Origin of the sequence: Propioniciclava soli, assembly GCF_014858005.1 — a bacterium.
GTDB classification, from domain to species: Bacteria; Actinomycetota; Actinomycetes; order Propionibacteriales; family Propionibacteriaceae; genus Propioniciclava; species Propioniciclava soli.
In genome coordinates, this window is sequence record NZ_JACYOT010000001.1 from 114449 (window position 1) to 137336 (window position 22888).

The following is a 22888-nucleotide window of genomic DNA, read 5'->3' on the forward strand; positions in this document are numbered from 1 at the left end:
AACGTGCCAAGTTATCCACACCACATCCCGGACAGGTGGATTTCCCCCCGCGTGTCCGCTTACCGTGGCCCTCACGTTGTTGTTTCGACCACGCGGAGATCAATGTCCACCGTCGCACCGGATGCCCGTCGTCCTCGTCTGCGCCTGCGGCGCAACCCCTTGTGGCTGCTCGCCGGCATCTTGGCCGTCGCCCTCGGGGGGCTCGCCTCGGCCTACCTCTACACGAGCGTGGCCTCGACCGAAGAGGTGTTGCGTGCGACACGGACGATCCATCGTGGCGAGCCCATCGTTGCCGGGGACCTGACGGTGGTGTCGGTGGGCACCGGGTCGGGCGTGGACACCGTGCCGGCCGACGACCTGGCCAGCGTCGTCGGGCAGCGGGCGACCCTCGACATCGCGAACGGCTCGTTGCTCGTCGGCGGCACCTACGGCGACGGTGCGCTGCCGGACGGGATGGCGCGTGTGGGCGTCCGGCTCGAGGCGGGCCGCTTCCCGACAGGCCTGACGGCGGGCACGAACGTGCTGGTCGTGGCGCTGCCCGACGCCAACGCGCAGAGTGCCTCGACCGAGCAGGCGGCGCTGCCGGCGAGCGTGCCAGCGACCCTCACGAGTGCGCCGGCGACGCAGAACGACGGAGCGGTGGTCATCGACCTGACGCTCTCGGCGACCCAGGCCGAGTCGGTGACCCGGCTGGCCTCGGCCAACCGGGTGTCCCTGGTGGAGCAGGACGCGGGCGCATGAGCACCGTGGTGCTGGCGAGCGCGTCGGGTGCGCCGGGCGTGACCACGACGGCGCTCGGGCTCACGTTGGCGTGGCCCAGGGACGTGCTGCTCCTGGACGCCGACCGCAGCGCGGCGCACACGGTGCTCGCCGGGTACCTGCGGGGCCAGGCGCCGCACGCGCTGGGCGTCCAAGGATTGCTGCAGGCCTATCGGGAGCGCCTGCCGATGGGCGAGGCGCTGCTGGCCAACGCGGTGGCGCTGCCGGACGCCCCGGCCTCCCGGGCCGCCGAGGACCCATCGGTGCCGGATCGCCGCTTCGTCCCGGGTTTCACGCACCTGGGTTCGGTCGGTCTGTTCGACGGGGTCTGGGGGTCGTTGCTGGAGGCCGGCAGGGGGAGCGAGCGTGATCTCGTGGTGGACGCCGGTCGCCTCGGCCCCGCAGGACTGGCTGGCGAGCTCGCCGGCGGTGCCGACGTGATCGGTCTGGTCTGCCGCACCACGCTGGTCTCGCTGGCGGCCCTGCGGTTGCACCTGCCGCCGCTGGTGGACTCCGGCCCGCCCGGCCGCGTGGGTCTGGTGCTGGTGGGCCCCGGGCGTCCCTACGGGGCGCGGGAGGTGGCCGACCAGTTCGGCGTCCGCGTGTTGGCCGAAATTCCGTGGGAGCCCAAGGCTGCCGCCGACCTCATCGAGGCCGGGTCGCTGCCGCGCAACTGGTCGCGTCAGGGGTTGGCGCGGTCGTATGCGCGGACGGCCGAGCAGCTGCGCGCCGCCATGATCGAGGGGCTCACCCTGCCCCAAGCCGCGGCAGCGACGACCGTTGGGGCGGGGGGTGCGGCATGAACCCGGCTGCGCGGCCGCTGGCGGAGGTTCCGCTGCTCCAAGGGGCGGACTATGCGCTGTCGGCTCCCGAGATTCGGCGGGCCGAGGCCGTGGTGCCCCACGACACGGCCATCGACTGGGGGCTCGTCGTCATCCTGCGGCGGAAGGCGAGCGAGGAGATCACCCGCGAGACCGAACTCCAGGCCCAGGCGTCCGGGGGCGTGGTGGCGGAGGCCGACCGCCGGCTGCTGGGGCGATCGGTCTGCCGACGGATCGTGCGTCAGCATGCCGAGGGCCAGAGCCACCTCGGGGAGCTGTGGCCGCTGGAGCGCGAGCGCGCCTACGCGGTGGCGCTGGAGGACGCGATCTTCGGCTACGGCCGGCTGCAGCCCCTGTTCGCGCTGCCCGACGCCGAGAACATCGAGATTCACGGCTGCGACTCGGTGATGGTGCAGTACGGCGACGGTCACCGCGTCGCCCACCCGCCGGTGGCCGACTCCGACGAGGAGCTCGTCGAGGCGATCCGATTCTTGGGTGAGTCGGTCACCCCGCCGCGTCCATTCGACGACGCTCACCCCACGATGACCCTGGCGCTCGGCAACCGGCACCGCCTGCACGCCATCGGTTTCGGCCTGAGCTACCGGCCCAGTGTGACGATCAGGCAGCACATCCTCACCGCGATCGACCTGCCCGAGTTGGTCGACCGCGGCATGTTGCCCGACGACGTGGGCCGCCTGCTGCACGCGGCGATCCTGGCGCGCATGTCCATCGTGATCGCCGGTGACCAGGGCGCGGGCAAGACGACGTTGTTGCGCGCGCTGATCGCGTCCATCCCGCCCAACGAGCGCTTCGGCACCCTGGAGACGGACTATGAGCTCCTCACCCACCTCCAGCCCGGACGCCGCAACATGCTGGCGCTGCAGGCACGGGTGGGGCTCGGTGAGATCTCCGACGGCCGCTCGGTGGGCGAGTTCTCGGTGGCGGACCTGATTCCCGAGGCGCTGCGTCAGAACCTGTCCCGATTGGTCGTGGGCGAGGTGCGTGGTGTCGAGGCCGGTGCGATGTTCGAGGCGATGCAGGCCGGCGCGGGCACGTTGAGCACGACGCACTCCCACTCCGCCGCCTCCACGATGGACCGATTGGCCGCGCGCGTGGCGCAGGGTGGCGTCCTCACCATGGACGAGGCCTACCGGCAGATCGCACTCCACATCGGCCTGATCGTGCACGTGCAGCTCGACGACGACACGTGGCGCGGGGGCGTCCGCAACCGGTATGTCTCCGAGGTGCGCGCGCTGACCGGAGCGGTGGAGGGCAACCGGCCGGTGACGCACCTCGTGTACACCGCGGGCGGCCCGGCAACGGCGTCGGCGTACCACCCCGAGGCCGCGCTGCTGGAGCAGCTCGAGCCGTTCTGGGGCACTTGGAGGCAGTCATGACGACGGCCGCGGTGGTGCTCGCCAGCATGCTGACGATCAGCGGGATCGTGCTGATCCTGGCCTGGTCGTTCGGGGTGATCGGTGCGCCGTCGGCCACGGCGTCCTCCACAGGGCTGTGGACGAAGGCTGTGGACAAGTACCAGCGCATCCCGCGCCGGACCCTCGTGCTGACGGGGGTGTCCACCGTCGCGGCGGTGCTCGTGACCGTGTGGACGGGCTGGCCCCTGATGCTCGTCGTCGTGCCCCTGGCCGTGCTGGGCCTGCCCCACCTGCTCTCGGCGCCGCGCAACGTCGAGATCGAGTTGCTCGGTGCCCTCGACCGCTGGGTGCGCGGCATGACGGCCACCATGGCGACCGGCAAGTCCATCACGGACGCCCTGCGCCTCAGCGCCCGCCAGGCCCCGCCGGAACTCAGCGATGCGATGGTGCTGCTCGTGCGGCGGCTCGACGACCGCTGGACGCCCTCGGACGCACTGCGGGCGCTGGCCGACGAGCTGGACAGCGCGGACGCCGACACGGTCATCGCCAGCCTGATTCTGGCCGTGCAGCGCGGCGGGAGCGGTGCCATCGTGACCCTCGCGGCGCTCGCCGACTCGGTGCAGGAGCGGCTGCGCGCGCTGCGCGAGGTCGAGGCCGAGCGCGCCAAGCCGCGGGCGGTCGTCCGCCAGGTGACGCTCATCACGCTCGTGGTACTGACGGGCGCCTTCCTGTTCGGGCGCGGCTTCTTCGCTCCCTACGGCACCCCGCTCGGCCAAGTGCTGCTGGCCGTGTTGCTGACCCTGTACGTCGGCTCGCTGGTGATGCTGCGGCGGATGACGCTGCCCCGCCGCCGCGAGCGCATCCTGCGGGCACGCGCATGAACGCCCTGCTGGTCGTCGGCCCCGGGCTGTTGCTCGCGCTGGGGCTCGTGCTCATCGTCGGGGCGTTCCTGCCCCAGCACGTGCGGCTGGCGGACGCCCTCGGTGTGCTCGGCGACACGGCCCCGCCCGAGCCTGAGACGGACCTGGAACAGACCCGGCTCGAGTCGGTGGGCAGCTGGTGGCTCGACCGGCGTCCAACCGTGGTTCCCGCCGAGCTGACACGGCAGTTGCAGCTCCGCGGGCGGAGCCTCGCGCGGCATGTCGGCATCAAGCTCGTCTGCGCGCTGGCCGGCTTCCTGCTGCCCGTCGTCGGCGCGGTGACCTACTGGGTCGTGACGGGTCAGCTGGCGCTCGTGCCGGTGCTGGCGAGCCTGCTCGGTGGGCTGATCGGGTTCATCGCGCCCGACCTGCTGCTGCGCGCCGCGGACCAGACCACGAGCTCGGACGCCACGGAGGCGCTGCTCGTGTACTTCGACCTGGTCACCCTCGAGCGGTTGGCCAACCAGTCCGCCACCCAGGCCCTGCACGCGGCGGCGTCCCTGTCCGACATCGCGATCTTCGCCACCATCCGCTCCGCCCTGGACCGGGCGCGCCTGCAGCAGCGCATGCCGTACGCGGAGCTGCGGGAGGTCGGCGCCCAGCTTGAGTTGCCGGCGCTCGTGGACCTGGCCGACGTGATGCGGCTCGACGAGTCGGGGGCGTCGCTGTCGGGCACCCTGCGGGCCCGCGTCAAGGAGCTCCGCGACGCGCACCTCACCACCGTCAAGATGGCCGCCGCCGAGACCTCCGAACGGATGACGCTCTTCATGGTCATCCCGAGCCTCGTCTTCGGTTTGTTCTTTCTCGTGCCCCCGCTCCTGACCCTGCTGAGCAGTTGAAACACCACCAATGAAAGGAAACACCATGGAAACCGTCCACCGACTCATCGGTTCCGCCCTCGTGCTGAAGAACAGCATGACGGAGGCCGCACGCGATCAGCGGGGCCTCTCCCAGTCGACCGAGCAGGCGATCCTGCTGGCCGGCGTCGTCGCGATCGCGATCGGCATCGTGACCCTCATCACGGGCTTCGTGAACGGCAAGCTCGCGGGGATCGGCTGACCGACGTGACCCGCCACGACGAGCGGGGCATGACGGATTCGGTCCAGTGGGCCATCCTGACGCCCCTGCTCCTGCTCACCGTGCTCGGCATCATCCAGGCCGGGCTGTGGCTCCACGGGCGCACCATCGCGTCCAGTGCCGCCATCGCGGGCGCCGAGGAGGCCGCCGTCCTGGGCGCCACCGACAGCGCCGCGGTCGCCATGGCCGAGCGCCTGGCCGATGGGGGTGGGCTCGCGGACGTCACCGTGTCCGTCGAGCGGAGCACCGAGCGGGTTCGCGTCGTCGTCAGCGGGCAGATGCCCACGTTCGTCGACCTGGGGCAGACCCGGGTCAGCGAGCAGGCGACCCGGCCCGTGGAGCGGGTGACCCGGCCATGACGCACCCGCAGCGGGAGACGCGCCGGGGGGAGCGCGGCGCGGCCTCGGTCGAGTTCGTCGTGATCGTCCCGGCGTTGCTCCTGATCATCAGCCTGGTGCTGGCGGGCGGACGGCTGGCCCTCGCCCGATCGGCCGTGCAGCAGATGGCCGACTCCGCAGCCCGGTCCGCCTCGCTGGCTCGGGACGCCTCCACGGCGCGGCAGCACGCGCTCGAGGTCATCGGGGCGGACGCCGCTGCGGCCGGGCTGCGGTGTTCCGGCGGTCTGGATCATGTGATCGGCACCTCGGGGTTCTTTGTGTCGGTGGGCCAGGAGGCGCGGGTCGAGGTGCAGGTGCGCTGCGCCGTGACGCTGGGTGACCTCCTCGTTGCAGGCCTGCCAGGCACGTGGGTGATCGAAGGGCAGGCCAGTTCCGCCATTGACCGCTACCGGGGGAGACGATGATCAGACGTTCGGCGGCGTTCGCCGCACTGGTCGGCCTCGTGGTCGCACCGCCGTTGGTGTTGCTCGCCATCGGTTTCCGCGACTGGGCCACGCTCAGCCTCACCGGCGTCACCGACATCCGGCTCCTGCTCGCCCTCCTGACCGTCGTCGGCTGGGTGGCGTGGGTGGGGTGGGTGGTGGCTGTCATCTGGGAGCTCGTCACGCTCCTGGCCCAGGGGGGTGCCGTCCCGCGCCGCGCCGCCACCGAGCGGGGGGGGTGGGCGGTCATCACCGGGCCCCGGGCCCTGGCGGCAGCCCTGTTGGCCGCCGCATTCGTCGCCCAGGTGACGCCCGTGGCGTCCGGTACGCCCGGGGACGCCGCTGGTGCCGCCACAGCGGGTGGAGGTCGGCTGCACCTGACCTGCGCCGGTGCGGACGCCGGGCCGGTTGCCGGGGAGCATGGCGGCGGTGACCGTGGACGCCAGACCGCGGGGGAGCCGGACGGATCGATCGAGACCGTGGGGGGTGCCGGATCAGACGCGACCCGTGCCGGGGCGCTGGCCGCCCGAGGGCAGTCCGGTGCCACGGCGTTACGAGCCACCGTCCACACGGTGCGTCCAGGTGATGACCTGTGGAGCCTGAGCGCGCGCTACTACGGCGATGGTGCGCAGTGGCGCCAGATCGTCGCCGCGAACCCGAGCCTGGGGGCCGACCCTCTGGCAGATCTCGCGCCCGGCGCCCAACTCACGATCGCCGAGCCCGTCATGCTCGTCACCGTGCGGGCCGGGGACACGCTGAGCAAGCTCGCCCTGCGTCACCTCGGTGAGGCGGATCGTTGGCCCGAGATCCACGCCCTCAACCGCGACCGTGTCACGGATCCCGACATGATCGACATCGGCTGGGTCCTGCGCGTGCCGCTCCTGCTCGCGGCCGACACCGCTCCTGAGGCACCGGCGCCCGTGCCCGCCGAGCAATCGACCGACGCCCAGGCCGACGGGTCGGCGGACGCGCCTGGTGACGGTGTCCAGGAGGCCGCGTCCAGTGCGTCCGACGATGGCGCTCCGACGGATGCCGCTCCGGAGGGGGACGCGACGGACGCGACCTCGGCGGGCCAGGAGCCGGGCGGTCCGGCGTCCACCGACGGGGCGGGGTCCACCAACGGGGTGGGGACTCCCCCCGCGAGCGCCCCCTCCGCCCCCGCGGCGCCGCCGACGGCTCCGGTGCAGCCTCCAGCCCCGGTGCAGCCCACAGCCCCGATGCAGAGCACCGTGCCCACGGCGGACAGCCTCGCGCCCGAGCACGACCAGCGGGCCGTCGCTCGCCTCGTGGGTGGGCTGACGACGCTCACGGCGTCAGCGGTGCTGGGGGGTCTGGCGCTGCGGCGTCGCTGGCAGGAGGCATCGCGGCCACTGGGCCGGCGGATCGCCCCGCCGGAGGCGGAACTGACGCGTTTCGAGTCGGCGCTGGGGCTGGTGCCGAACCACCATGAGCCGGATCGCGAGGATCTCATCGAGCGGGCCATGCGCCACCTGGCGCGGCACTGGTGGCAGCAGGGTTTGCTGGCGCCGGTGCTGGCCGAGGTGGTCGTGGGGCCGGACGACGGTGAGTTCCGCTTCGTGGCCGACCCGGGTTCCGCGCCGCCCGGATTCCAGAAGGTCGGTGACCGGCTGGCCGTCACGTGGGCGGCGCTGCGCGAACTCGACGACCCCCCGCACCCCGTCGCCTACCCGGCGTTGGTCACCCTCGGTGAGGACGTCGGTGAGAACCTCGTCATGGTCGATCTGGTGGCCTCCGGAACACTCGGCGTCCGCAGCGAGGGGGCCACGCTGGCGTCCGAGGCGCTCTCGGCGATGCTGGTGGAACTCGCGTGTGCCCCGTGGTCGGCCGAGTTGCAGCTGCTGGTGGTCACCGACGACGAGGCGTTCACCCACGTCGCCGGCACCCATCGCGTCCGCACCACCACGGACGCCGAGGCCGCAGTCGCGGAGGTGGAGCGGATGGCGCACGCCCGCCAGGGCCTGCTGGGCCAGGAGGCCTGGGATCGCGTGCGCCTCGATCCCGACCGCGCGGATGCCTGGGCCCCGTGGGTCGTGCTGTTCGAAGTGCGGCCGTCGCCGGCACACGTCGCCCGCATCCAGGCGGCCACGGAGGGCACGGCGGTGGGTCTCGCCGCCGCACTTCCGGTGGGCGCCGAGGCCGGGCAGGCCACCTGGGAGCTCACCGAGAACGAGGAAGGTCGCGGTGTGCTGGCCGGCGAGCGCTCCCTCGTGCCCCAAACCCTCCCGTCGGCGACGCGCGCCGCGATCAGCAACCTGTACGCGCTCGCCGATTCCACCCTCACCCACCCAGCCCCCTGGTGGTCGTCCGACGACCCGGAGGAACCCGTGAACATCGTCCAACTCCACCCCCGCCCCGCCGACACGCACGCCCCCCGCGTGCTCCTGCTCGGCCCGCTCGACCTGGTGGGTGCCACCGGGGAGGCGCCCGCCCGCTCGACCCGGGCCTGCGTCGAGTACTGCGCGTGGCTCGTCGAGCACCCCGGCGCCACCCCGTCCCACATGTCGACGGACCTCTTCGTCACCGATGGGACGCGGCGCTCCAACCTCAGCCGGCTGCGGGCCTGGCTGGGCTCCGATCCCGACGGGCGGCCCTACCTTCCCGAGGCCTACTCCGGCCACATGCGGCTGCACCCCGAGGTGACCTCGGACTGGCGTGACATGCTGACCCTGACGCGGGGCGGCGTGAACACGATGTCGCTGGAGCGGCTCAAAGCCGCGCTGACCCTGGTGCGCGGAGCGCCCCTGGCCGATGCCGCCCCGGGGCAGTGGGGTTGGGCGGAGCACCTGCGTTCCGAGATGGCGGCGCTGATTCGCGACCTGGGGGTCGTCACGGCGCGCCTGGCGCGGGAGAAGGGCGATCTGGACGCCGCCCGCTGGGCCGCGAATCGCGCCCTCATGGCGGCGCCGGACGACGAGTTGTTGCTCGGCGAACGGATTCGCGCCGAACAGGCCGCCGGCCGTTACGACGAGGTGGAACGGCTCGTCGGACGCCTCCACCGGCAGTCGCGGCTGCTCGGGGTGGACCTGTTGGACGAGACGGTCGACCTCATCCAGGAGACGGTCGAGGGGCGGCTGCGGGCGCGCGAGGCCTGAGCCGGGGCGTCCGGCGTCCGGAGGGGTCAGTCGGTGAGCAGGTGGGCGGGTACGAACTCGACGCCGGCCACGCCGGCCAGCAGCCGCGGGTCGACCTTCTCGCCGCGCCGGATGACCGTGACGCCGCCCCGGGGCTCCAGCACCACGACACCGGCGTCCTCGAGATGGCGGACGCCGGCCGAGCGGAGCCGGGCCATGAGGTCGGCCTCGGAGACCAGCAGCTCCCGCGCCGGACGCGACACGAACCGGCCGTTGACCATGACCACGCGGGGCTGGTGGCGGCGGGAGACGGCGGCGATGCGCCGCAGCCTGCCGAGCAGCGCTTCGAGAACGAGCAGGGTGGTCGATGCGACGAGCGCCCCGGCCAGGGTGGGGGTCGGCCCCAACATCCCGCGGGCGATGAGGCTGCCCAGAACGGTCAGCAGGGCGAGGCTGAGGGTCGATGAGCTGGAGAACAGCCGGGGGCCCGACCACGCGAGCACCAGCGAATAGGCCAGGTAGAGCACCGTGGCGGCGATCACGACTCCCAGCGCGTCCCACGGTGTCATGCCGATGTGCGTCCAGAGCTCACCCATGGCTCCATTGAACCGCAGCCTCGGGGGGCCGGGAGGTGGCTCGGTGCGGAGCGCAGCGTGCCTGGGCCGGGGGCGGGTGCGGAGCCACCTCACCCACGCCGTAGCCTTGTCGCATGGGGGAAGCCGCATTCTGTTACGTCGTCATGGCCCACAACCCGGACGGGGTGGACCGGCTGGTGCGCCGTATCCGGAGCCTCAGCCCCAGCGCGAACGTGCTGGTGCGGTTCGAGCCCCACCAGGGGTTCGACGCCGAGGCGCTCCGTGTGGCGGGCGCACACCCGCTGGCGTCGGCGATCCACGTCCGCTGGGGGTCCTGGGAACTGACCGCGGCGATGATCGAGGCGCTGGCGACCGCCGAGGCGGAGTTCCACGCCGAGCACTACGTGCTGGTCTCGGGCACGGACTATCCCATTCGCTCCCTGGCGGCCTGGGAGCGGGAATGGGTCGACCAGGGTGCCGATGCGCTCGTCGAACAGACGCCCGACCAGCCCGACAACTGGCGCTTCCGGTGGTTTCTGCCCGAGGTGCGCTTCCCGAGCCAGCCGTCGCTGTACCGCGCGGTCCGTCACGTCGGCTGGCGCATCGGCACGCTGACCCGACCGGTCCTGCAGGTGTTGCCCCGGTTCGTCGAGGGCGACCGCCGCTGGTTTGTGGGCGTGCGGCGTCCGGGCGTGAGGCCGCCGGTACCGATCGTGAAGGCGAGCCAGTGGATGACGCTGTCGGCGCGCGCGCTGCGCCGCGTCCTGGATCGGGACGCGCGCGAGTCGCAGCTGCGCCGCTGGTTCCGCACCGTGCGGATCACCGACGAGATCTACCTCCAGTCGCTGGTGCACGACGACCCGGAACTCCGCGTCGTCCAGGGGCCCACCACGCTGAAGGAGTTCGGTGAGGATCCCTCCAGCCCGCTGTGGTTGGACGCCGACCGCCTCCGCCGCCTGACCGACGGCGCGCGGGCCCCCTTCGCCAGGAAGTTCGCCCCGGACGCCCCCGCGGAGCTTTTCGCCGCCGCCGACGCCTTGGCCGACGCAGAACGATCCTGAGAGGCACCGTGGCTGACATCGTCCGGCACTGGAACTCCCCGGCTTGGTTCGCCGAGGCCTCGACGTGGATCCTGGCCACCTGCGCCCGACTCGGGCTGCGGGTGGTGGCACCGGTGGCACACCATCGGGTGCGGTTCTGGTCGGTGCTGCTCACGGTGGAGACGGCCGAGGGCCGGGTGTGGTTCAAGGAGAACAATCCGGGGCAGCGGTTCGAGGCCGCCCTCACCATGGAGTTGGTCGGCATCGCCCCCGGTCAGATCCTGCCGCCGCTCGCGGTCGATCGGGACCACGGCTGGATCCTCACCGCCGACGCCGGCCCAGTGCTCCGCGAGCGCGGGCCGCTGACCGAACCGGTGCTGCTCGACTTGGTGCACACCTGCGCCAACGTCCAGCGCCGCGCAGCCGAGCACGGGACCCGGTTGCGTGCCGCAGGGTTGCCGGCGCGACCCAGCGGCGACGCCGTCGGATACGTGCGCAGGCAGGTCGAGTGGCTGGCGCGGTTGGATGCGACCCACCCACTGCACCTGGATGCCGCCGCGGCGTCCGAGCTGCTGGCAGGGCTGCCCCGGTTGGACGACGCGGTCGCGCAGGTGGCAGCGCTGGGGCTGCCGGACAGCGTGGAGCACAACGATCTCCACACCGGCAACGTGTTCGTGGCTCCTGACGGGCGGCTCCTGCTGTTCGACTGGGGTGACGCCGTGTGGGCCAACCCTGTGGGTTCCCTCCTGGCACCGCACCGGATTCTCACCGTGCACGGTGATCTCGGGGGCGATCCACCCTTGGCGCGCACGGTGGACGCCTACCTCGAACACTGGAGCGATCTCGCGCCGATGGGTGAGCTGCGCGCGGCGGTTCCGGCGGCCCTGCGCGTGGCGGGAGCGCAGCGTTTCGAGACCTTTCGTCGCCTCATGGACGCGATGGACCCGGAGCATCTCGTCGGCTGGCGCGACCCGATCCTGTCGTGGCTGCGGTCCACGGTCGCGTAACGGCGTGATCCTGCCAAGGCATCTCAGACCCGGTCGCCACCCCCGCCAGCTCAGGACACACCCATCACCAGACCCCACCACTCCCAGGGACTCACCTCCTCTCTCGCACCCGGTTGACTCACGTCCGAGTGGGGGTGAGGTAGCGGGTGTGCTGGCGCGGCCGACCCGTCGGGTCGATCCGACGCGGTGGGATGACCTGCGCTGGCCCGTGGGCCGGGAGGTAGATACGCCAGCGGTCGGCGAGGGGGTCGTGGCTGGGCTCAACCACACCGTGGTGATGCGGGCAGAGGAGAACCAGGTTCGCCAGGGCGGTGCGTCCCCCGGCCCACCAGGGGGTGATGTGGTGGGCGTGACAGTTCTCGGGTGGTTGTTCGCACCCGGGGAACACGCAACCCCGGTCACGCACGGCCAGCGCCGTGCGTTGGGCGTCCGTGACGAGGCGGCGCTGCCGGCCCTGGTCGAGCACCTCCGAGTGCCCGCCCAGCACGATGGGGAGCACCTCGCAGTCGCAGAGCCATTGGCGCAGCGTGCCGGCGTCGATGGGCCTGTCGCTGCCGACCACCCGGCCGTGGAGCCGTGGTGGCGCGTCGCAGGCTGCTTGGTTCAGCTGGTCGAGCGTCATCGTGATGACGACGCGAGGCCGGTCGCCGCCGTGTCGCGGGGACAGGGTGGTGCGCGACAGCGCGTCGACGAGCGCGACGAGGCCGTCCGCTCGGCGCATCGCCGGCGTCAGGAGCGGCGCGGCGGGGTCGAGGGCGTCCAGCGCGCGCCGCTGCCCCTCGGCCCAGGCGTTCACGGTCTTCACCACGAGCTCGGCCTGGGCCACCGGCAGCGACCCCTTGATCAGGATCGAGCCGCAGTGGTCGGGAGTGAACGTCAGGTGTCGGGCCCGGGTGGCCTGGGCGCGTTCCCGCTCCAGGCGGGCAGCCTCGTGGGCCTCGGCGACCTCCGGAGCGAGCAATTCGACCAGCCGATGGGTGAGCCGGCGAAGCTCGGTGGAGGTGTGTGTGGCGGCAAACCCGACCATCATGTGCTGGGCCTCCTCGACGACCGCCTCCTGCAGGTCGGCGGGCAGCTGGTCGAGCACTGCGGTGATGGCGTCGCTCTGGGCGGGCATCACGTCGCCGGCGCGCGCGGCATCGCGGACGACGGCGAACCGATCGAGGCGCTGCCCGTGGCCGATCAGCCGGTGGGCCTCGGTGCGCGTGTGGCGGGTCGCGTCGGTCAACCAGGTCGAAGCCGAGGTGCCGTGAGCCCGCCACGCCACGTCGTCGTGGTCGATCGCCGCAGCCAGCCCCGCCTGCCACGCGTGCAGCCGTCCGGTGACCCGCACCGCCTCGGCGAGCAGCGCCAACCGGTCGGCGTCGGAAGGCAGGCGGAGTCGGTCGTCGGTCAACGCATCGAGAGCGCGACCGATCAACGCCACCAGGGCGGCGTCATCGAGGTGCTCCAAGCCTTCCGTCATGACCACCACGCTACGATCCGCCTCTGACATTTTTGGCCCGGACAGCCCATCGGGAAGCGATGTCAAGTAACGAATAGATCACAGATTCTATTGAAGGGCTCGGCGGGGAGGGGTGAGCCTATCCTCGGGTGATGGACACCACACTCGCCCGGACGCTGCTCCGTGACGTCTTCGACCGGTTCGCCGACGCCCTGACCGATTCACTCACCGATCTCGACGCCGACGCCCTGCGCTGGCGTCCGGCGCCCGATGCCAACCCGATCGGCTGGATTGCCTGGCACGTCCTGCGCGTGCAGGACGACCACCTGGCCGAGCTGGGCGGCGTCGACCAGGCCTGGTTCGCGCAGGGCTGGCAGGAGCGGTTTGCGCTGCCCTACGCCAAGGACGCCCACGGCTACGGCCAGTCCGCGGACGAGGTGGCGGCCTGGCGCGGCACGGCCGGCGACCTCACGGGCTATGCGGCTGACGTCCATGCGCTGACGCGGCGCGTCCTGGCGGAGTTGGGCGACTACGAGCGGGTCGTCGACGAGAGCTACGACCCGCCGGTGACGGCAGCGTCGCGCCTCGTGAGCGTCGTCAACGAGGTCAACCAGCACCTGGGCCAGATCGCCTACCTCCGCGGGCTCTTGCCGGACGCGCCGGCGTGACGGCGCGCGGGGGGTCCTGACCCGAGAGCAGTGCGGTCGGACGCCCCCACGCGCGTGGGTGCCAGCCGGGAGACGCCGGTGCAAACTCACTGCCCCAGGGACGGTGACCCCGCGCCGCCCCGCAGCTCCGCCGCCTCCCCGAGCGCGGTGAGGACGGCGTCCCGGGTGGCCTCGGCGTGGCTGCGGCCGTCGTCGGTGCGGGAGTCGGCGTCGAAGTAGCCGCCGTCGCCGTGGTGGCCGAACGGCCCGAGATCGACGACCGTGACGCGCCCCTGGCGCCGGGCGCTGTGGAACGTCGAGAACGTGTTGATCGGCCAGCGCCCCGGGCACCACAGCGGCCCCATGAGCCGGATGCGGTCGCGGGAGCCGCGGATGTCCCAGAAGTGCTCGACATGGGCGAAGCCACGGTCGTCGGAGTAGACCCCGCCGAGCGAGATCACCGAGCACCGCACGTGGTGCAGGGTCAACAGCCACGAGACGCCCAGCGCCATCTGTGCGCCGCCCGAGTAGCCAAGGAACGTCACGGGCACCCCACAGCCGCGGCGATAGCCCTGCTCGGTGAGCTGCGCCCACACCTGGCGGGCGAGGTCGGCGTAGTAGGTCGGGCCGTACCGGGGGTCGGCCGCGATGAGGGCCTGGACGACGTTGCGCACCTGCAGCAGCAGCGCGGTGACGACGCGTCCGACCCCCTCGCCGGCCTGCTCGGCGAGCTCGGCCGAGCCGCCGGTCGCCCGCCCCAGAGCGCGGTGGTTCGTCACCGCGTAGGGAAACACCTCCCGGATCACGGTCGTGTCGGGCCGGGCCCGCTCGATCTCCCCGAGGATCCACTCCTCGTCCTCGTGCGGCTCGGCCTCCGGATCGATGTCGCCCACCCCCGACAGGTAGACCACGAACCGTTCGGGCAGCCCGTCGACCGGGCACGCCGGCTCGGGCCCCACCAAGAGCTCGCGGGTGCGGGCGTGCCCCTCGCGGGGCCACCAGCGGGCGGTCTGCAGCGGTGACAGGCACGCCAGCACGAGCACGGCCGCCACGGCGACGCCCACGATCCACCCCATGGTTCAGGCCACCTCCGTCCGGGCGTCCACGGGGACGATCGGCGTCCCGCTGAGGAAGTCCTGCGCGGTGAGGAGGGTGGGATGGCCGTACGCACGCGACCACCAGCGGCTTCCCCCGTTGCGGATCGGCTCGGCCAGCAGCCGCGAGGCGACCTGCACCACCAGCCAGGCGACTCCCGCGACCGCGAGCGAGACCCAGCGCGACACGTCGTACAGCTCGCCCACCAGCGTCACCATGACGAGCAGGCTCCAGGCCTCCAGCAGCCGCCCGAGGAACAGCCCCACGTGCGGGAGCGCGATGATGACGGCGAGCACCTGCGGCGCCAGCGAGAGCACCATCAACATGACGATGGTCAGCACGGGAACGACCTGCCCCGTGACCAGGGTGGCCAGCCCCCAGACCAGCAACGCCTCCAGCGCGCGCAGCACCATGAGCGCCACCGCGCCGGCACCCAACGCCACCGGCCAGCGGGAGGCGGGCACCTTGTTCGCCAGCAGCACGGTCGCATGCCCGAGCGTGACCGAAAGCAGCGCGATCACCGCGATGGCCACGATCTCGGGCACGGGGGGCCGGCTCGGCAAGGCATGCGCGAGGGCCGGGTCGAGGAGCAGGTCGTCCTGCAACACGCCGTAGACGCGCACGATGTTCTGCCACACCTCGGTCACGGGGGTTGCCTCCTTCCGGTGTCCCCACCCTAGTGACTGGGCAGTGTCGTCCGGCACCGCGTCCTGGCAGGAGCCCCCGACGGATCGCCGGTCAGCGGCCGGCCGCGGGCCGGCGGCGCTGGACCCTCCGGACGCCCCACCCGACCGCCAGGCCGAGGGCGGCGAACACCGCGTAGAGCAACCCGTAGACCAGCGCGGAGTCGTTGTACACCAGGTACGCGGCCGGCACGAACAGCACCGGCACGGCGAGCAGCAGCGGCCAGGCGAACCCGTGGCGGTACCCCGCCAGGCCGGCGACGACGAAGCTGGCCGCCGGGTTGAGGCCGAGCAGGCTGAAGAAGACTGCGGCCTTCCAGGCGCCGGGGTCCGGCGCGGCGTTCGCCACCGCCGTCAGGGCCGCCGGAATGACGAGGTAGACCACCAGCAGCGCGAGCGCATGGGGCCAGAGGTTGAGCAGTCGCGTGAGCACGAGCATCTCCGATCGGTGAAGGTGGGGCAGGGCGGACGCCCGGGGGCGGGGACGTGCCGGGCCGTCAGCCCGGACCCGCCATCACGGCAAAGGCCAGGAAGAGTGCCCCCCAGATCAGGACGAGAACCGCCACGCCGCCGAGCACCAGGCCCACCACCACGCCCGGACGCCAACGCGGCCGGTGGGCCTCGCCGATGGAGCCCGCGAGATCGGAGGCGTCCCCCATGGCGCGCAGGGCATCGGCCTCGGCTGCGGCCCCGGGCACGCCGCTCTCCCGGGCCGCGGCGTACCGATCCAAGAGGTGGGCGGTGAGTTCCTCCTCGGCGGCGAGGCGGTCACGGCGGTCGTCGATGTCGGCCGTCGCGCGGCGGGCATAGCGGCGGAAGCTGTCAGGCACGTCCACGGGGTTCTCCGTCCACGATGGCCTCCACCGCACGGGTGAAGGCATGCCACTGGTCCAGGCGGTCGGCCAGGTCGGCGCGTCCGGCCGGGCTGATGCGGTAGTACTTGCGGCGCCGTCCGCCGCCGGAGGCGTCCCATCGGCTGGTCACCAGGCCGTCGCGCTCCAGGGAGTGCAGCACCGGGTAGAGCGTGCCCTCCGAGAAGGTGAACGCGGCCGCCGAGCGCTCCTCGAGGGCGCGGATCAGCTCGTAGCCGTAGGTGTCGGCCTCCGAGACCAGCTGCAGGACGAGCAGGGGCAGCGTGCCCTTCACGAGCTCCCGATCGGGGGCTGCCCTCGGTGGCGGATGCATTGGCATGCAATGCATCGTAATCCGAGGCATGCCGGTGCGCGTCCACCCGTGGGTGGACCCGGGGTCACCGGTGCCGAGCCTCGCGGAGCTCGCGCAGGAGCCAGGGCAGTTCGGTCTGCACCGCGTCCACGCCGAGGTCGAGCAGGTGCGACCACGCGGCGGTGGGGCTCTCCAACACCGCCTTCTCGTCGTCGAAACCACCGAACAACGGGACGCCGGTGGTGAGGGTCTCCGAGTTGATCCAGACGAGCAGGTCGTCGCGGTGGATCGAGTCGAGGACGTCCGGGTCGAACCACGGGTGGTCGGCGTCGTGGGCGATGAGCTCCACCCCGACCAGGTTGACCGCCTCGTCACCCAGGGGCAGGGCGGCCAATTCCTCGGGGGTCGAGCAGATGGCCAGCACCGGGTACCGGGTGCGGTGCTGGCGCAGGGCGCCGAGCGCGGAGGTCTCCCAGCCGGGCACCTTGAGCAGCAGCTGATCGGCCATCTGCAGCCCGTCGAGCACCCGCAGCAGGGTGGGCCAGCGCCACCACGAGCGGTCGAGGGCGAAGATCACCGGCTTGCCGCGGAACTCGCCGAGCAACGAGGCCAGGCGCTCGACCTGGGCTCGGTGCCCGGGCCGGTTCTTCCAGCGGTAGCTCAACTGGGCGATCTCGGCCGCGGTCAGCGACTGGATGTTGCGTTCCTCGCCCAGCAGCTCGTCCTCGAATCCGTCGTGGAAGGCGTAGAAGATGTGATCGACGGACGCCGACACATCGATCTTCACCCCGTCCGCCCCGGACTGCAGCGCGCATCGCACCGCCGCCGTCGTGTTGGACGGGAATGGCCCCACGGCCACCCCGGCGTGCGACACCACCAGCGGTCGTCCGGCGCCGGCGAGGCTGTTTACCAGCCCGTTCACCTGCGCGTGTGTGGCATGTCCGAACACGTGACCTCCTTGTCAGCGCGGCATGGTCGGGTGGGGGAGCCCTGCCGGACCAGCATAGTCGGCGCCCTTCCGGCTCCCGGGAGCGGGGCGGTGCCCTGCGTTTCAGGGGCACCCGTCAGGCAGCGCACAGGTCGGTCACAGCCACCGGGTCGACCCTCGGAAGCATGACTTCGACCCTGCCAACCGGCACCGAAGCCGGGCCGGCCGGCGCGTCCGCCCCTGCGCCGATGCCCGCATTCCCGGCGCCCGCCCTCCCGGCGCCCGCCCTCCCGGCACCCGCGCAGCCGACAACCGCGCCCTCGGGGGCCCGGGAGCAGCTCGCTGCCCGCTACGCCGCCCAGCATCGCCGTCGGACGTGGGCCGCCGACACCCTGCAGGTGCTCGCCTGGATGGTGGTGGTGCTGCCCATCGGCCTGTGGCTCCACGACGGCGGCTGGAGCGCCCTGACCGCCTCGGCCGCCGGCCTGATGCGCGGCGTCGGCATCCTCACCGGCCTGGTGGCGACCTCCGCGATGGTCCTCATGCTGTGGCTCGCGGCGCGGGTGCCGTTCATCGACCGCACCCTCGGCCACGACCGCGCCCTGGCCCTCCACAAGGCGCTCGGCCAGTGGACCTTCGGCGGTCTGGTGCTGCACGGCGTCTACCTCGTCACCGGGTACGCGATGGCCGACCAGCTGAGCTGGTCCGCCGAGTTCGCCACCCTGTGGGGGGTGGGCGACTTCGTCCTCGCCGTGGTCGCAACGGGCCTCCTCGCCGTGGTGGCGGTCACGTCCGTCGCCGCCGCCCGCCGCCGGCTGGGCCACGAGGTGTGGCAGGGGATCCACCTGGTCACCTACGCCGCCATCCTCCTCGCATTGCCCCATCAGTTCTCGATGGGTGGGCTCTTCGCCGAGGGGCCGGCGCTCTGGTTCTGGCTGGCGCTGTGGGGGGCGACCTTCTTCGTGCTACTGACCCACCGCGTCCTCGTACCGCTCTTCGCGTCCGCCGAGCACCGCCTGCGCGTGTCGGCCGTGACGTGGGAGACCCCCGACACCGTGGCCATCGAGATGACCGGACGCCGCATCGCCCAGCTGGGCATCCGGCCGGGGCACTTCGCTCACTTCCGCTTCCTGCAGGGCGGGCTGTGGTGGCACCAGCACCCCTTCTCGCTGTCGGCCGCGCCGCACAAGGACACCATCCGCATCACCGTTCGCATGCTCGGTGAGGGCACCCGTCGTCTCGCCAGCACCCTGCGCCCGGGCACGCCCGTGCTCATCGAGGGGCCGTACGGCGTGTTCACCGACGCCGCCCGCACGGCCCCCGACGTGGTGCTCGTGGGGTTCGGGATCGGCGTCGCCCCGATCCGCGCCCTGCTGGAGGGCACCGACGTCGTGCCGGGCCACGCCACGGTCATCGTCCGGGCCTCCAGCGAGGTCGAGGTGGCCCACCGGGCCGAGCTGGAGGCGTGGTGCCGGGCCCGCGGCGTCCGCCTGCACGTGCTGACCGGCCACCGCGGCGTCCTGGCCGACGGCTCGACATCCTGGCTGCCCGCCTCCCATCTGCACTGGCGCCTGACCGACCTCACCGGCCCGCTGGACGAGGCCGACGTGTACGTCTGCGGGCCGGCGGGCGCGACCGAGCTGGTGGCCGCCGAGGCGCTCGCCGCGGGCCTGCCCCCCGAGCGGCTGCATCGGGAGGAGTTCGCCTGGTGAGCCAGGGCTGGACGCCGTGACCGAACGCGCGCGAGGGCTCACAGCGCGAGCACCGCGACGATCGTGAGCGTGGCACTGGCGGCCAGCGCTGCGTCGCGCCACCCCCAGCGCACGGGACGCCACACGGTGCGCGGGGAGCGCCCCAAGCCGCGGGCCTCCAGCGCCTCCGCCAACTGCTGCCCACGCCGCAGCGCCACGACCAGCAGGCTGAAGGCGGCCCGCCGGAACGCGTCGAGGGTGAGCCTGTCCCGGCCGGCGCCCCGCGCCCGGACGCGGTGCGCGGCCCGCAGCGTCCACCACTCCTCGGGCAGCATCTCCATCAGCCGGTAGCCCGCCATCAGCGCGTACGCGTGGCGCGCAGGCACGCGCGCCTGCTGATGGGCGGCGTTGAGGAAGGCGATGGCGTCGGTGGTCAGGGCGAACAGCGCGGCCAGGGCGCCGATCGCCAGGGAGCGTGCGCCCAGCGCGAGCCCCCACGTCAGGCCGTCGTCGGTGATCGTCAGGGGCCCCCACCGTGCCACCGGGACGCCGCCGCTGCGGCTGAGCATGTTGACCAGGAACGCCGACAGCGCGAACCACGCCACGGGCACCTGGAACAGCAGCAGCCGGCGCAGGGGGACCCGGCCGAGCGTCAGCGCCGCCGCGGCGGCCAGCGCCCAGAGACCCAGCACGGGCGTGACGTCGAGGGTGAACAGCAGCGTGATGCTGACGGCGAACACGAGCGCGAAGGTGGTGACCGGAGAGCAGCGGGCCAGGAAGGAGTCCGGCACGCCCGACCGCGCCGGCCGCGAGCGTCCGGCAGGCTGGGCGCTGAGCTGCACCTCGGCGTCCGCGAGCCGCTCCACCAGGCCCCTGTCGTGGGTCGCGACGAGCAGGGCCACCCCGTCGGCGCGCAGGCCGGCGAGGACGCCCTCGACCGCGGTGACCCCGGCGTCGTCGAGCCCGAACGTCGGCTCGTCGAGCAGCAGCACGGGTGGGCTCTGGGCCGCGGCGGCCACCAGCGAGAGCCGGCGTTGCTGGCCCAGGGAGAGCTGGTGGGGGCTCAGTTCCTCCAGCCCGGCGAGCCCCACCCGCTCGAGCAACACCGCGGCGCGGCGGGCATCGGCGTTCCAACTGATCTCCTCGCGCACGGTGTGGGTGACGAACTGGTTCTCGGGGCGCTGGAACACCAGGCCCACGCGGGGGGCACCCGACGCGGCGCGGTGCGCGGGCAGCAGGCCGGCGATCGCCAGGAGCAGCGTCGACTTGCCCGAGCCGTTGGGCCCGGTGAGCGCCGTGAGGGTGCCCGGCCGCAGCGCGATGTCGACGCCGGGCAGCACGACCGGCCCGTCCGGCGCGCGGCGCACATCGGTGAGGTGCCAGCGGAATGGCGCGGCCGCCGTGGGAGCGGGGCGCAGCGCCGGGCCGGGTGCCCCCACGGGCCGTGCCGGCGCGGCGCAGCCTCGCCCGAGCGCGACCGTGTGGCTGGCACGGACGCCGGCGCGCGCCAGTTCCGCCCGGCGGTGCTCGACGATGACCGCCGCGGGGGCCCTGCCGCTCCGCGAGGCACCCTCCGCGACGCCCAGCTCCGTGCCCCGCGCCGTGCCCAGCTCCGTGCGCAGCAGCGCGGCGACGTCGGCGGCGGCGTCCGGGTCGAGCATCGAGAGGGGCTCGTCGAGCAGCACGACCTCGGGCCCGCCCACCAGGGTCGCCGCCAGCGCGACGCGCTGGGCCTCCCCGCCGGAGAGTTGCCCGGTCTGGCGTCCGAGCAGGTGGGTGATGCCGCAGCGCTCGGCGATGGCGGCCACACGCGGGCCGATCTCGGCGCGGGGCACGCCGGCGTTCTCCAGGGGTAGGGCCAGCTCGTCGCGGACGTTGGCCAGGCACAGCGACGAGGCCGGGTCCTGCGCCAGGAACCCCAGCCAGGCCGCCCGCTGCCAGGGCGGCTGATCGGTGACGTCCGCGCCGTGGTGCAGCACCCGGCCGTCGAGGTCGCCGGCCCGCGTGTGGGGGATCAACCCGGCCAGCACCGCCAGCACGGTCGACTTGCCCGACCCCGACGGACCGGTCAGCGCCACCACGTCCCCCGCGGCGAGCGCCAGGTCGAGGCCCCGGACGACCGGCTCGTCGGTGTGGGTGACGGTGATGCCCTCGGCCCGCAGCGGCTCGGCTGCGTCCCCCGTCATTCCTGGCCGGCCGGCGCCAGGGCCCCGCGAGCGCGCTCCGCCCGCTCCGCGCGGCCGGCCGGCAGGTCCCGCAGCACGCCGCTGCGCAGCAGGGCTCGGGCCACCGCCCAAGCCAAGAGCCCGCACAGCACCACGCCCGAGGTCAGGTGCAGGCCCAGGCGCAGCGCGAACAGGTCTTGGCCCCACCAGCCGAAGCGAATCGTCGCGTAGACGAAGCTGAGGGCCGCGCCGGTCAGTCCCGAGGCCAGGAAAACACCGAGCCCATAGCGGCGGTACCCGGTGAGCAGGAACGCCACCTCGGCGCCCAGCCCCTGGATGAACGCGCTCAGCAACAGGATGGGCCCGACGGGGCTGCCGAGGAACACCACCTCGACGACGGACGCCGCCACCTCCGCCAGGATGCCGGTGCCCGGGCGCCGCGTGATGAAGACGGCCAGGGGAGCCACGACGATCCAGCCCCCGATGAGCACGTTCTGGGCGAGATCGCCGAAGGGGCCCATCAGCACCCCGAGGGCGCGCCAGCCCAGCACCAGCGCGTAGTAGAGAAAGCCGAACACGACGCCGAGCACGACGACCGAGACGATCTCGGCCAGCGTCAGGGGGTGGGTGCCGGGGGTGCGTGGCGATGTGGTCACGATCAGACCCCCTGGGTCGGTGAATTGATGGACAGCGACAGGTGGGTGACCACGTGCTGGACGCCGGCCCCCGTGCGCAGCCACGCGGTTGCCACCAGCGCCAGGATGGCGCCGACGTCGCCGGCCAGGCGGGTCACGAAGTGATCCGACGAGTGGAACAACCCGGACGCCCTGGCCGTGGCGATGGCGTCCATGATCGGGGTCATGTGGGCCCCGCCCCCCTGCCCGTCGAGCAGGGGGTAGAGCGACCATTCGGCCCAGGCGCGGACGCCGGCGTCCGGCACCGCGACCGCCTCGCCGTCGGCCCAGGGCCCGTGCCGCAGCGTGCAGGTCACCTCGCCCGGGCAGCCCCGGGAGAGGAGGACCTGCGCCGCCAGGTGGGCGCCGTCGGCGCGGTGGGCCGCAGCGGCCACCAGGTCGGCGCAATACCTGACCACAGCGGCATCGGGGCCGCCGATGAACGTGCTGACGGGCGAGGTGGTGAGCTCGAGCTCCGGCGGCCGCGGGGTGGCGGCGAGAGCTGTGGTGATGATGTCGACGTACCGGTCGGTCATGGGGTGGAGGGCGATCCGGGCCCCGATGCCGTAGGTGGACGCCGAGGGTGCGGACGGTGTGGGTGCTGCCATGCCTGCCTTTCCGCCCCTGAGGGTGGTGGCCGGCAACGACGGGTGCGGCGCGACGCCCCACCCAGCCCGACTCCCTCCGCTGGTATGAACCAGTTCAGGTTCCACGGGTCAGTCAGGATGACTTTCTCAGCGCGTCGCGCTCCCCGGGGGCTTGCTGGCATCAGGCTAACCCATGGGCCCCCCTCCTGCGGCCGGCGTGGGGATTCCGGTGGTCCGGGTGGCCCGGCGAGTGTCCTCCCTGGGGGGACTGGTGAATTGATAGTGAAGGTGTCTAGCGTGGGAACTGTCTACGAACGGCCACT

General features: G+C 72.9%; 24 protein-coding genes and 1 riboswitch. Of the genes, 13 read left to right on the forward strand and 11 right to left on the reverse strand.

The genetic code is table 11. From position 1 onward, the window contains the following. Positions 1–102 precede the first annotated feature (102 nt). Genes IFY26_RS00490 through IFY26_RS00530 form a run of 9 tightly spaced genes read left to right on the forward strand, consistent with a single transcriptional unit; the run spans position 103 to position 8886 of the window. Positions 103–741, forward strand: coding sequence for an SAF domain-containing protein (locus IFY26_RS00490; RefSeq protein ID WP_232547050.1), 639 nt, complete (start codon positions 103–105; stop codon positions 739–741). Further along, on the forward strand, positions 738–1562 hold the full coding sequence (locus IFY26_RS00495) for a P-loop NTPase family protein (RefSeq protein ID WP_232547051.1): 825 nt from the start codon (positions 738–740) through the stop codon (positions 1560–1562). Before IFY26_RS00490 ends, IFY26_RS00495 begins: the two co-directional genes overlap by 4 nt. Then, complete coding sequence (locus IFY26_RS00500; protein WP_232547052.1) at positions 1559–2977, forward strand: CpaF family protein; 1419 nt, start codon at positions 1559–1561, stop codon at positions 2975–2977. Before IFY26_RS00495 ends, IFY26_RS00500 begins: the two co-directional genes overlap by 4 nt. Further along, complete coding sequence (locus IFY26_RS00505; protein WP_232547053.1) at positions 2974–3837, forward strand: type II secretion system F family protein; 864 nt, start codon at positions 2974–2976, stop codon at positions 3835–3837. Before IFY26_RS00500 ends, IFY26_RS00505 begins: the two co-directional genes overlap by 4 nt. Then, on the forward strand, positions 3834–4715 hold the full coding sequence (locus tag IFY26_RS00510) for a hypothetical protein (RefSeq protein WP_232547054.1): 882 nt from the start codon (positions 3834–3836) through the stop codon (positions 4713–4715). Before IFY26_RS00505 ends, IFY26_RS00510 begins: the two co-directional genes overlap by 4 nt. Positions 4716–4740: 25 nt before the next feature. Beyond that, complete coding sequence (locus tag IFY26_RS00515) at positions 4741–4935, forward strand: hypothetical protein (protein ID WP_232547478.1); 195 nt, start codon at positions 4741–4743, stop codon at positions 4933–4935. A 29-nt stretch (positions 4936–4964) separates the two neighbouring features. Next, positions 4965–5312 (forward strand): TadE/TadG family type IV pilus assembly protein, encoded by a 348-nt coding sequence (locus tag IFY26_RS00520; RefSeq protein ID WP_232547055.1) that lies wholly within the window; start codon positions 4965–4967, stop codon positions 5310–5312. Then, positions 5309–5755 (forward strand): TadE/TadG family type IV pilus assembly protein, encoded by a 447-nt coding sequence (locus IFY26_RS00525; RefSeq protein ID WP_232547056.1) that lies wholly within the window; start codon positions 5309–5311, stop codon positions 5753–5755. The genes IFY26_RS00520 and IFY26_RS00525 overlap by 4 nt, the downstream gene beginning before the upstream one ends. Continuing rightward, complete coding sequence (locus IFY26_RS00530) at positions 5752–8886, forward strand: LysM peptidoglycan-binding domain-containing protein (protein ID WP_232547057.1); 3135 nt, start codon at positions 5752–5754, stop codon at positions 8884–8886. Before IFY26_RS00525 ends, IFY26_RS00530 begins: the two co-directional genes overlap by 4 nt. A gap of 26 nt (positions 8887–8912) precedes the next feature. Here the strand turns inward: IFY26_RS00530 and IFY26_RS00535 are convergent, their stop codons facing one another. Further along, on the reverse strand, positions 8913–9461 hold the full coding sequence (locus IFY26_RS00535) for a YetF domain-containing protein (RefSeq protein ID WP_232547058.1): 549 nt from the start codon (positions 9459–9461) through the stop codon (positions 8913–8915). A 113-nt stretch (positions 9462–9574) separates the two neighbouring features. Here IFY26_RS00535 and IFY26_RS00540 point away from each other — a divergent pair, with 113 nt between their 5' ends. Together IFY26_RS00540 and IFY26_RS00545 are read left to right on the forward strand one after the other, a co-directional pair. Then, positions 9575–10501 carry a beta-1,6-N-acetylglucosaminyltransferase gene (locus tag IFY26_RS00540; RefSeq protein ID WP_232547059.1) on the forward strand — a complete coding sequence of 309 codons (927 nt, stop codon included), beginning with the start codon at positions 9575–9577 and terminating at the stop codon, positions 10499–10501. Between the two features lie 8 nt (positions 10502–10509). Next, positions 10510–11487 carry a phosphotransferase gene (locus tag IFY26_RS00545; protein ID WP_232547060.1) on the forward strand — a complete coding sequence of 326 codons (978 nt, stop codon included), beginning with the start codon at positions 10510–10512 and terminating at the stop codon, positions 11485–11487. Between the two features lie 118 nt (positions 11488–11605). Here the strand turns inward: IFY26_RS00545 and IFY26_RS00550 are convergent, their stop codons facing one another. Beyond that, on the reverse strand, positions 11606–12952 hold the full coding sequence (locus IFY26_RS00550) for an HNH endonuclease signature motif containing protein (RefSeq protein WP_232547061.1): 1347 nt from the start codon (positions 12950–12952) through the stop codon (positions 11606–11608). A gap of 131 nt (positions 12953–13083) precedes the next feature. Between IFY26_RS00550 and IFY26_RS00555 the strand changes: the two genes are divergently transcribed. Further along, positions 13084–13599 (forward strand): mycothiol transferase, encoded by a 516-nt coding sequence (locus IFY26_RS00555; protein ID WP_232547062.1) that lies wholly within the window; start codon positions 13084–13086, stop codon positions 13597–13599. 86 nt (positions 13600–13685) lie between these two features. Here IFY26_RS00555 and IFY26_RS00560 read toward each other — a convergent pair whose 3' ends face one another. The 6 genes from IFY26_RS00560 to IFY26_RS00585 all read right to left on the reverse strand — a co-directional run bounded on the left by IFY26_RS00560 (position 13686) and on the right by IFY26_RS00585 (position 17469). After that, positions 13686–14654 carry a hypothetical protein gene (locus tag IFY26_RS00560; RefSeq protein ID WP_232547063.1) on the reverse strand — a complete coding sequence of 323 codons (969 nt, stop codon included), beginning with the start codon at positions 14652–14654 and terminating at the stop codon, positions 13686–13688. 3 nt (positions 14655–14657) lie between these two features. Continuing rightward, positions 14658–15320, reverse strand: a complete 663-nt coding sequence (locus IFY26_RS00565) for a hypothetical protein (protein WP_232547064.1) — start codon at positions 15318–15320, stop codon at positions 14658–14660. A gap of 91 nt (positions 15321–15411) precedes the next feature. Continuing rightward, a complete protein-coding gene (locus tag IFY26_RS00570; RefSeq protein ID WP_232547065.1) occupies positions 15412–15795 on the reverse strand; it encodes a hypothetical protein in 384 nt (127 codons plus the stop codon). A gap of 58 nt (positions 15796–15853) precedes the next feature. Next, complete coding sequence (locus tag IFY26_RS00575; RefSeq protein ID WP_232547066.1) at positions 15854–16192, reverse strand: hypothetical protein; 339 nt, start codon at positions 16190–16192, stop codon at positions 15854–15856. After that, entirely contained in the window at positions 16179–16547 is a 369-nt protein-coding gene (locus IFY26_RS00580; RefSeq protein WP_232547067.1) for a PadR family transcriptional regulator, read from the reverse strand. The genes IFY26_RS00575 and IFY26_RS00580 overlap by 14 nt, the downstream gene beginning before the upstream one ends. 58 nt (positions 16548–16605) lie before the next feature. Beyond that, positions 16606–17469 (reverse strand): glycerophosphodiester phosphodiesterase family protein, encoded by an 864-nt coding sequence (locus IFY26_RS00585; RefSeq protein WP_232547068.1) that lies wholly within the window; start codon positions 17467–17469, stop codon positions 16606–16608. 164 nt (positions 17470–17633) lie between these two features. Here IFY26_RS00585 and IFY26_RS00590 point away from each other — a divergent pair, with 164 nt between their 5' ends. Beyond that, on the forward strand, positions 17634–19160 hold the full coding sequence (locus tag IFY26_RS00590) for a ferredoxin reductase family protein (protein ID WP_269778946.1): 1527 nt from the start codon (positions 17634–17636) through the stop codon (positions 19158–19160). Between the two features lie 38 nt (positions 19161–19198). On the opposite strand, the gene IFY26_RS00595 is transcribed toward IFY26_RS00590, so the two are convergent. Genes IFY26_RS00595 through IFY26_RS00605 form a run of 3 tightly spaced genes read right to left on the reverse strand, consistent with a single transcriptional unit; the run spans position 19199 to position 22586 of the window. Next, positions 19199–21325 carry an ATP-binding cassette domain-containing protein gene (locus tag IFY26_RS00595; protein ID WP_232547069.1) on the reverse strand — a complete coding sequence of 709 codons (2127 nt, stop codon included), beginning with the start codon at positions 21323–21325 and terminating at the stop codon, positions 19199–19201. Continuing rightward, positions 21322–21960 (reverse strand): ECF transporter S component, encoded by a 639-nt coding sequence (locus tag IFY26_RS00600; protein WP_232547070.1) that lies wholly within the window; start codon positions 21958–21960, stop codon positions 21322–21324. The genes IFY26_RS00595 and IFY26_RS00600 overlap by 4 nt, the downstream gene beginning before the upstream one ends. 2 nt (positions 21961–21962) lie before the next feature. After that, entirely contained in the window at positions 21963–22586 is a 624-nt protein-coding gene (locus IFY26_RS00605) for a Ykof family thiamine-binding protein (RefSeq protein WP_232547071.1), read from the reverse strand. Between the two features lie 52 nt (positions 22587–22638). Beyond that, positions 22639–22742, reverse strand: a riboswitch (TPP riboswitch). Between the last annotated feature and the right edge of the window lie 146 nt (positions 22743–22888).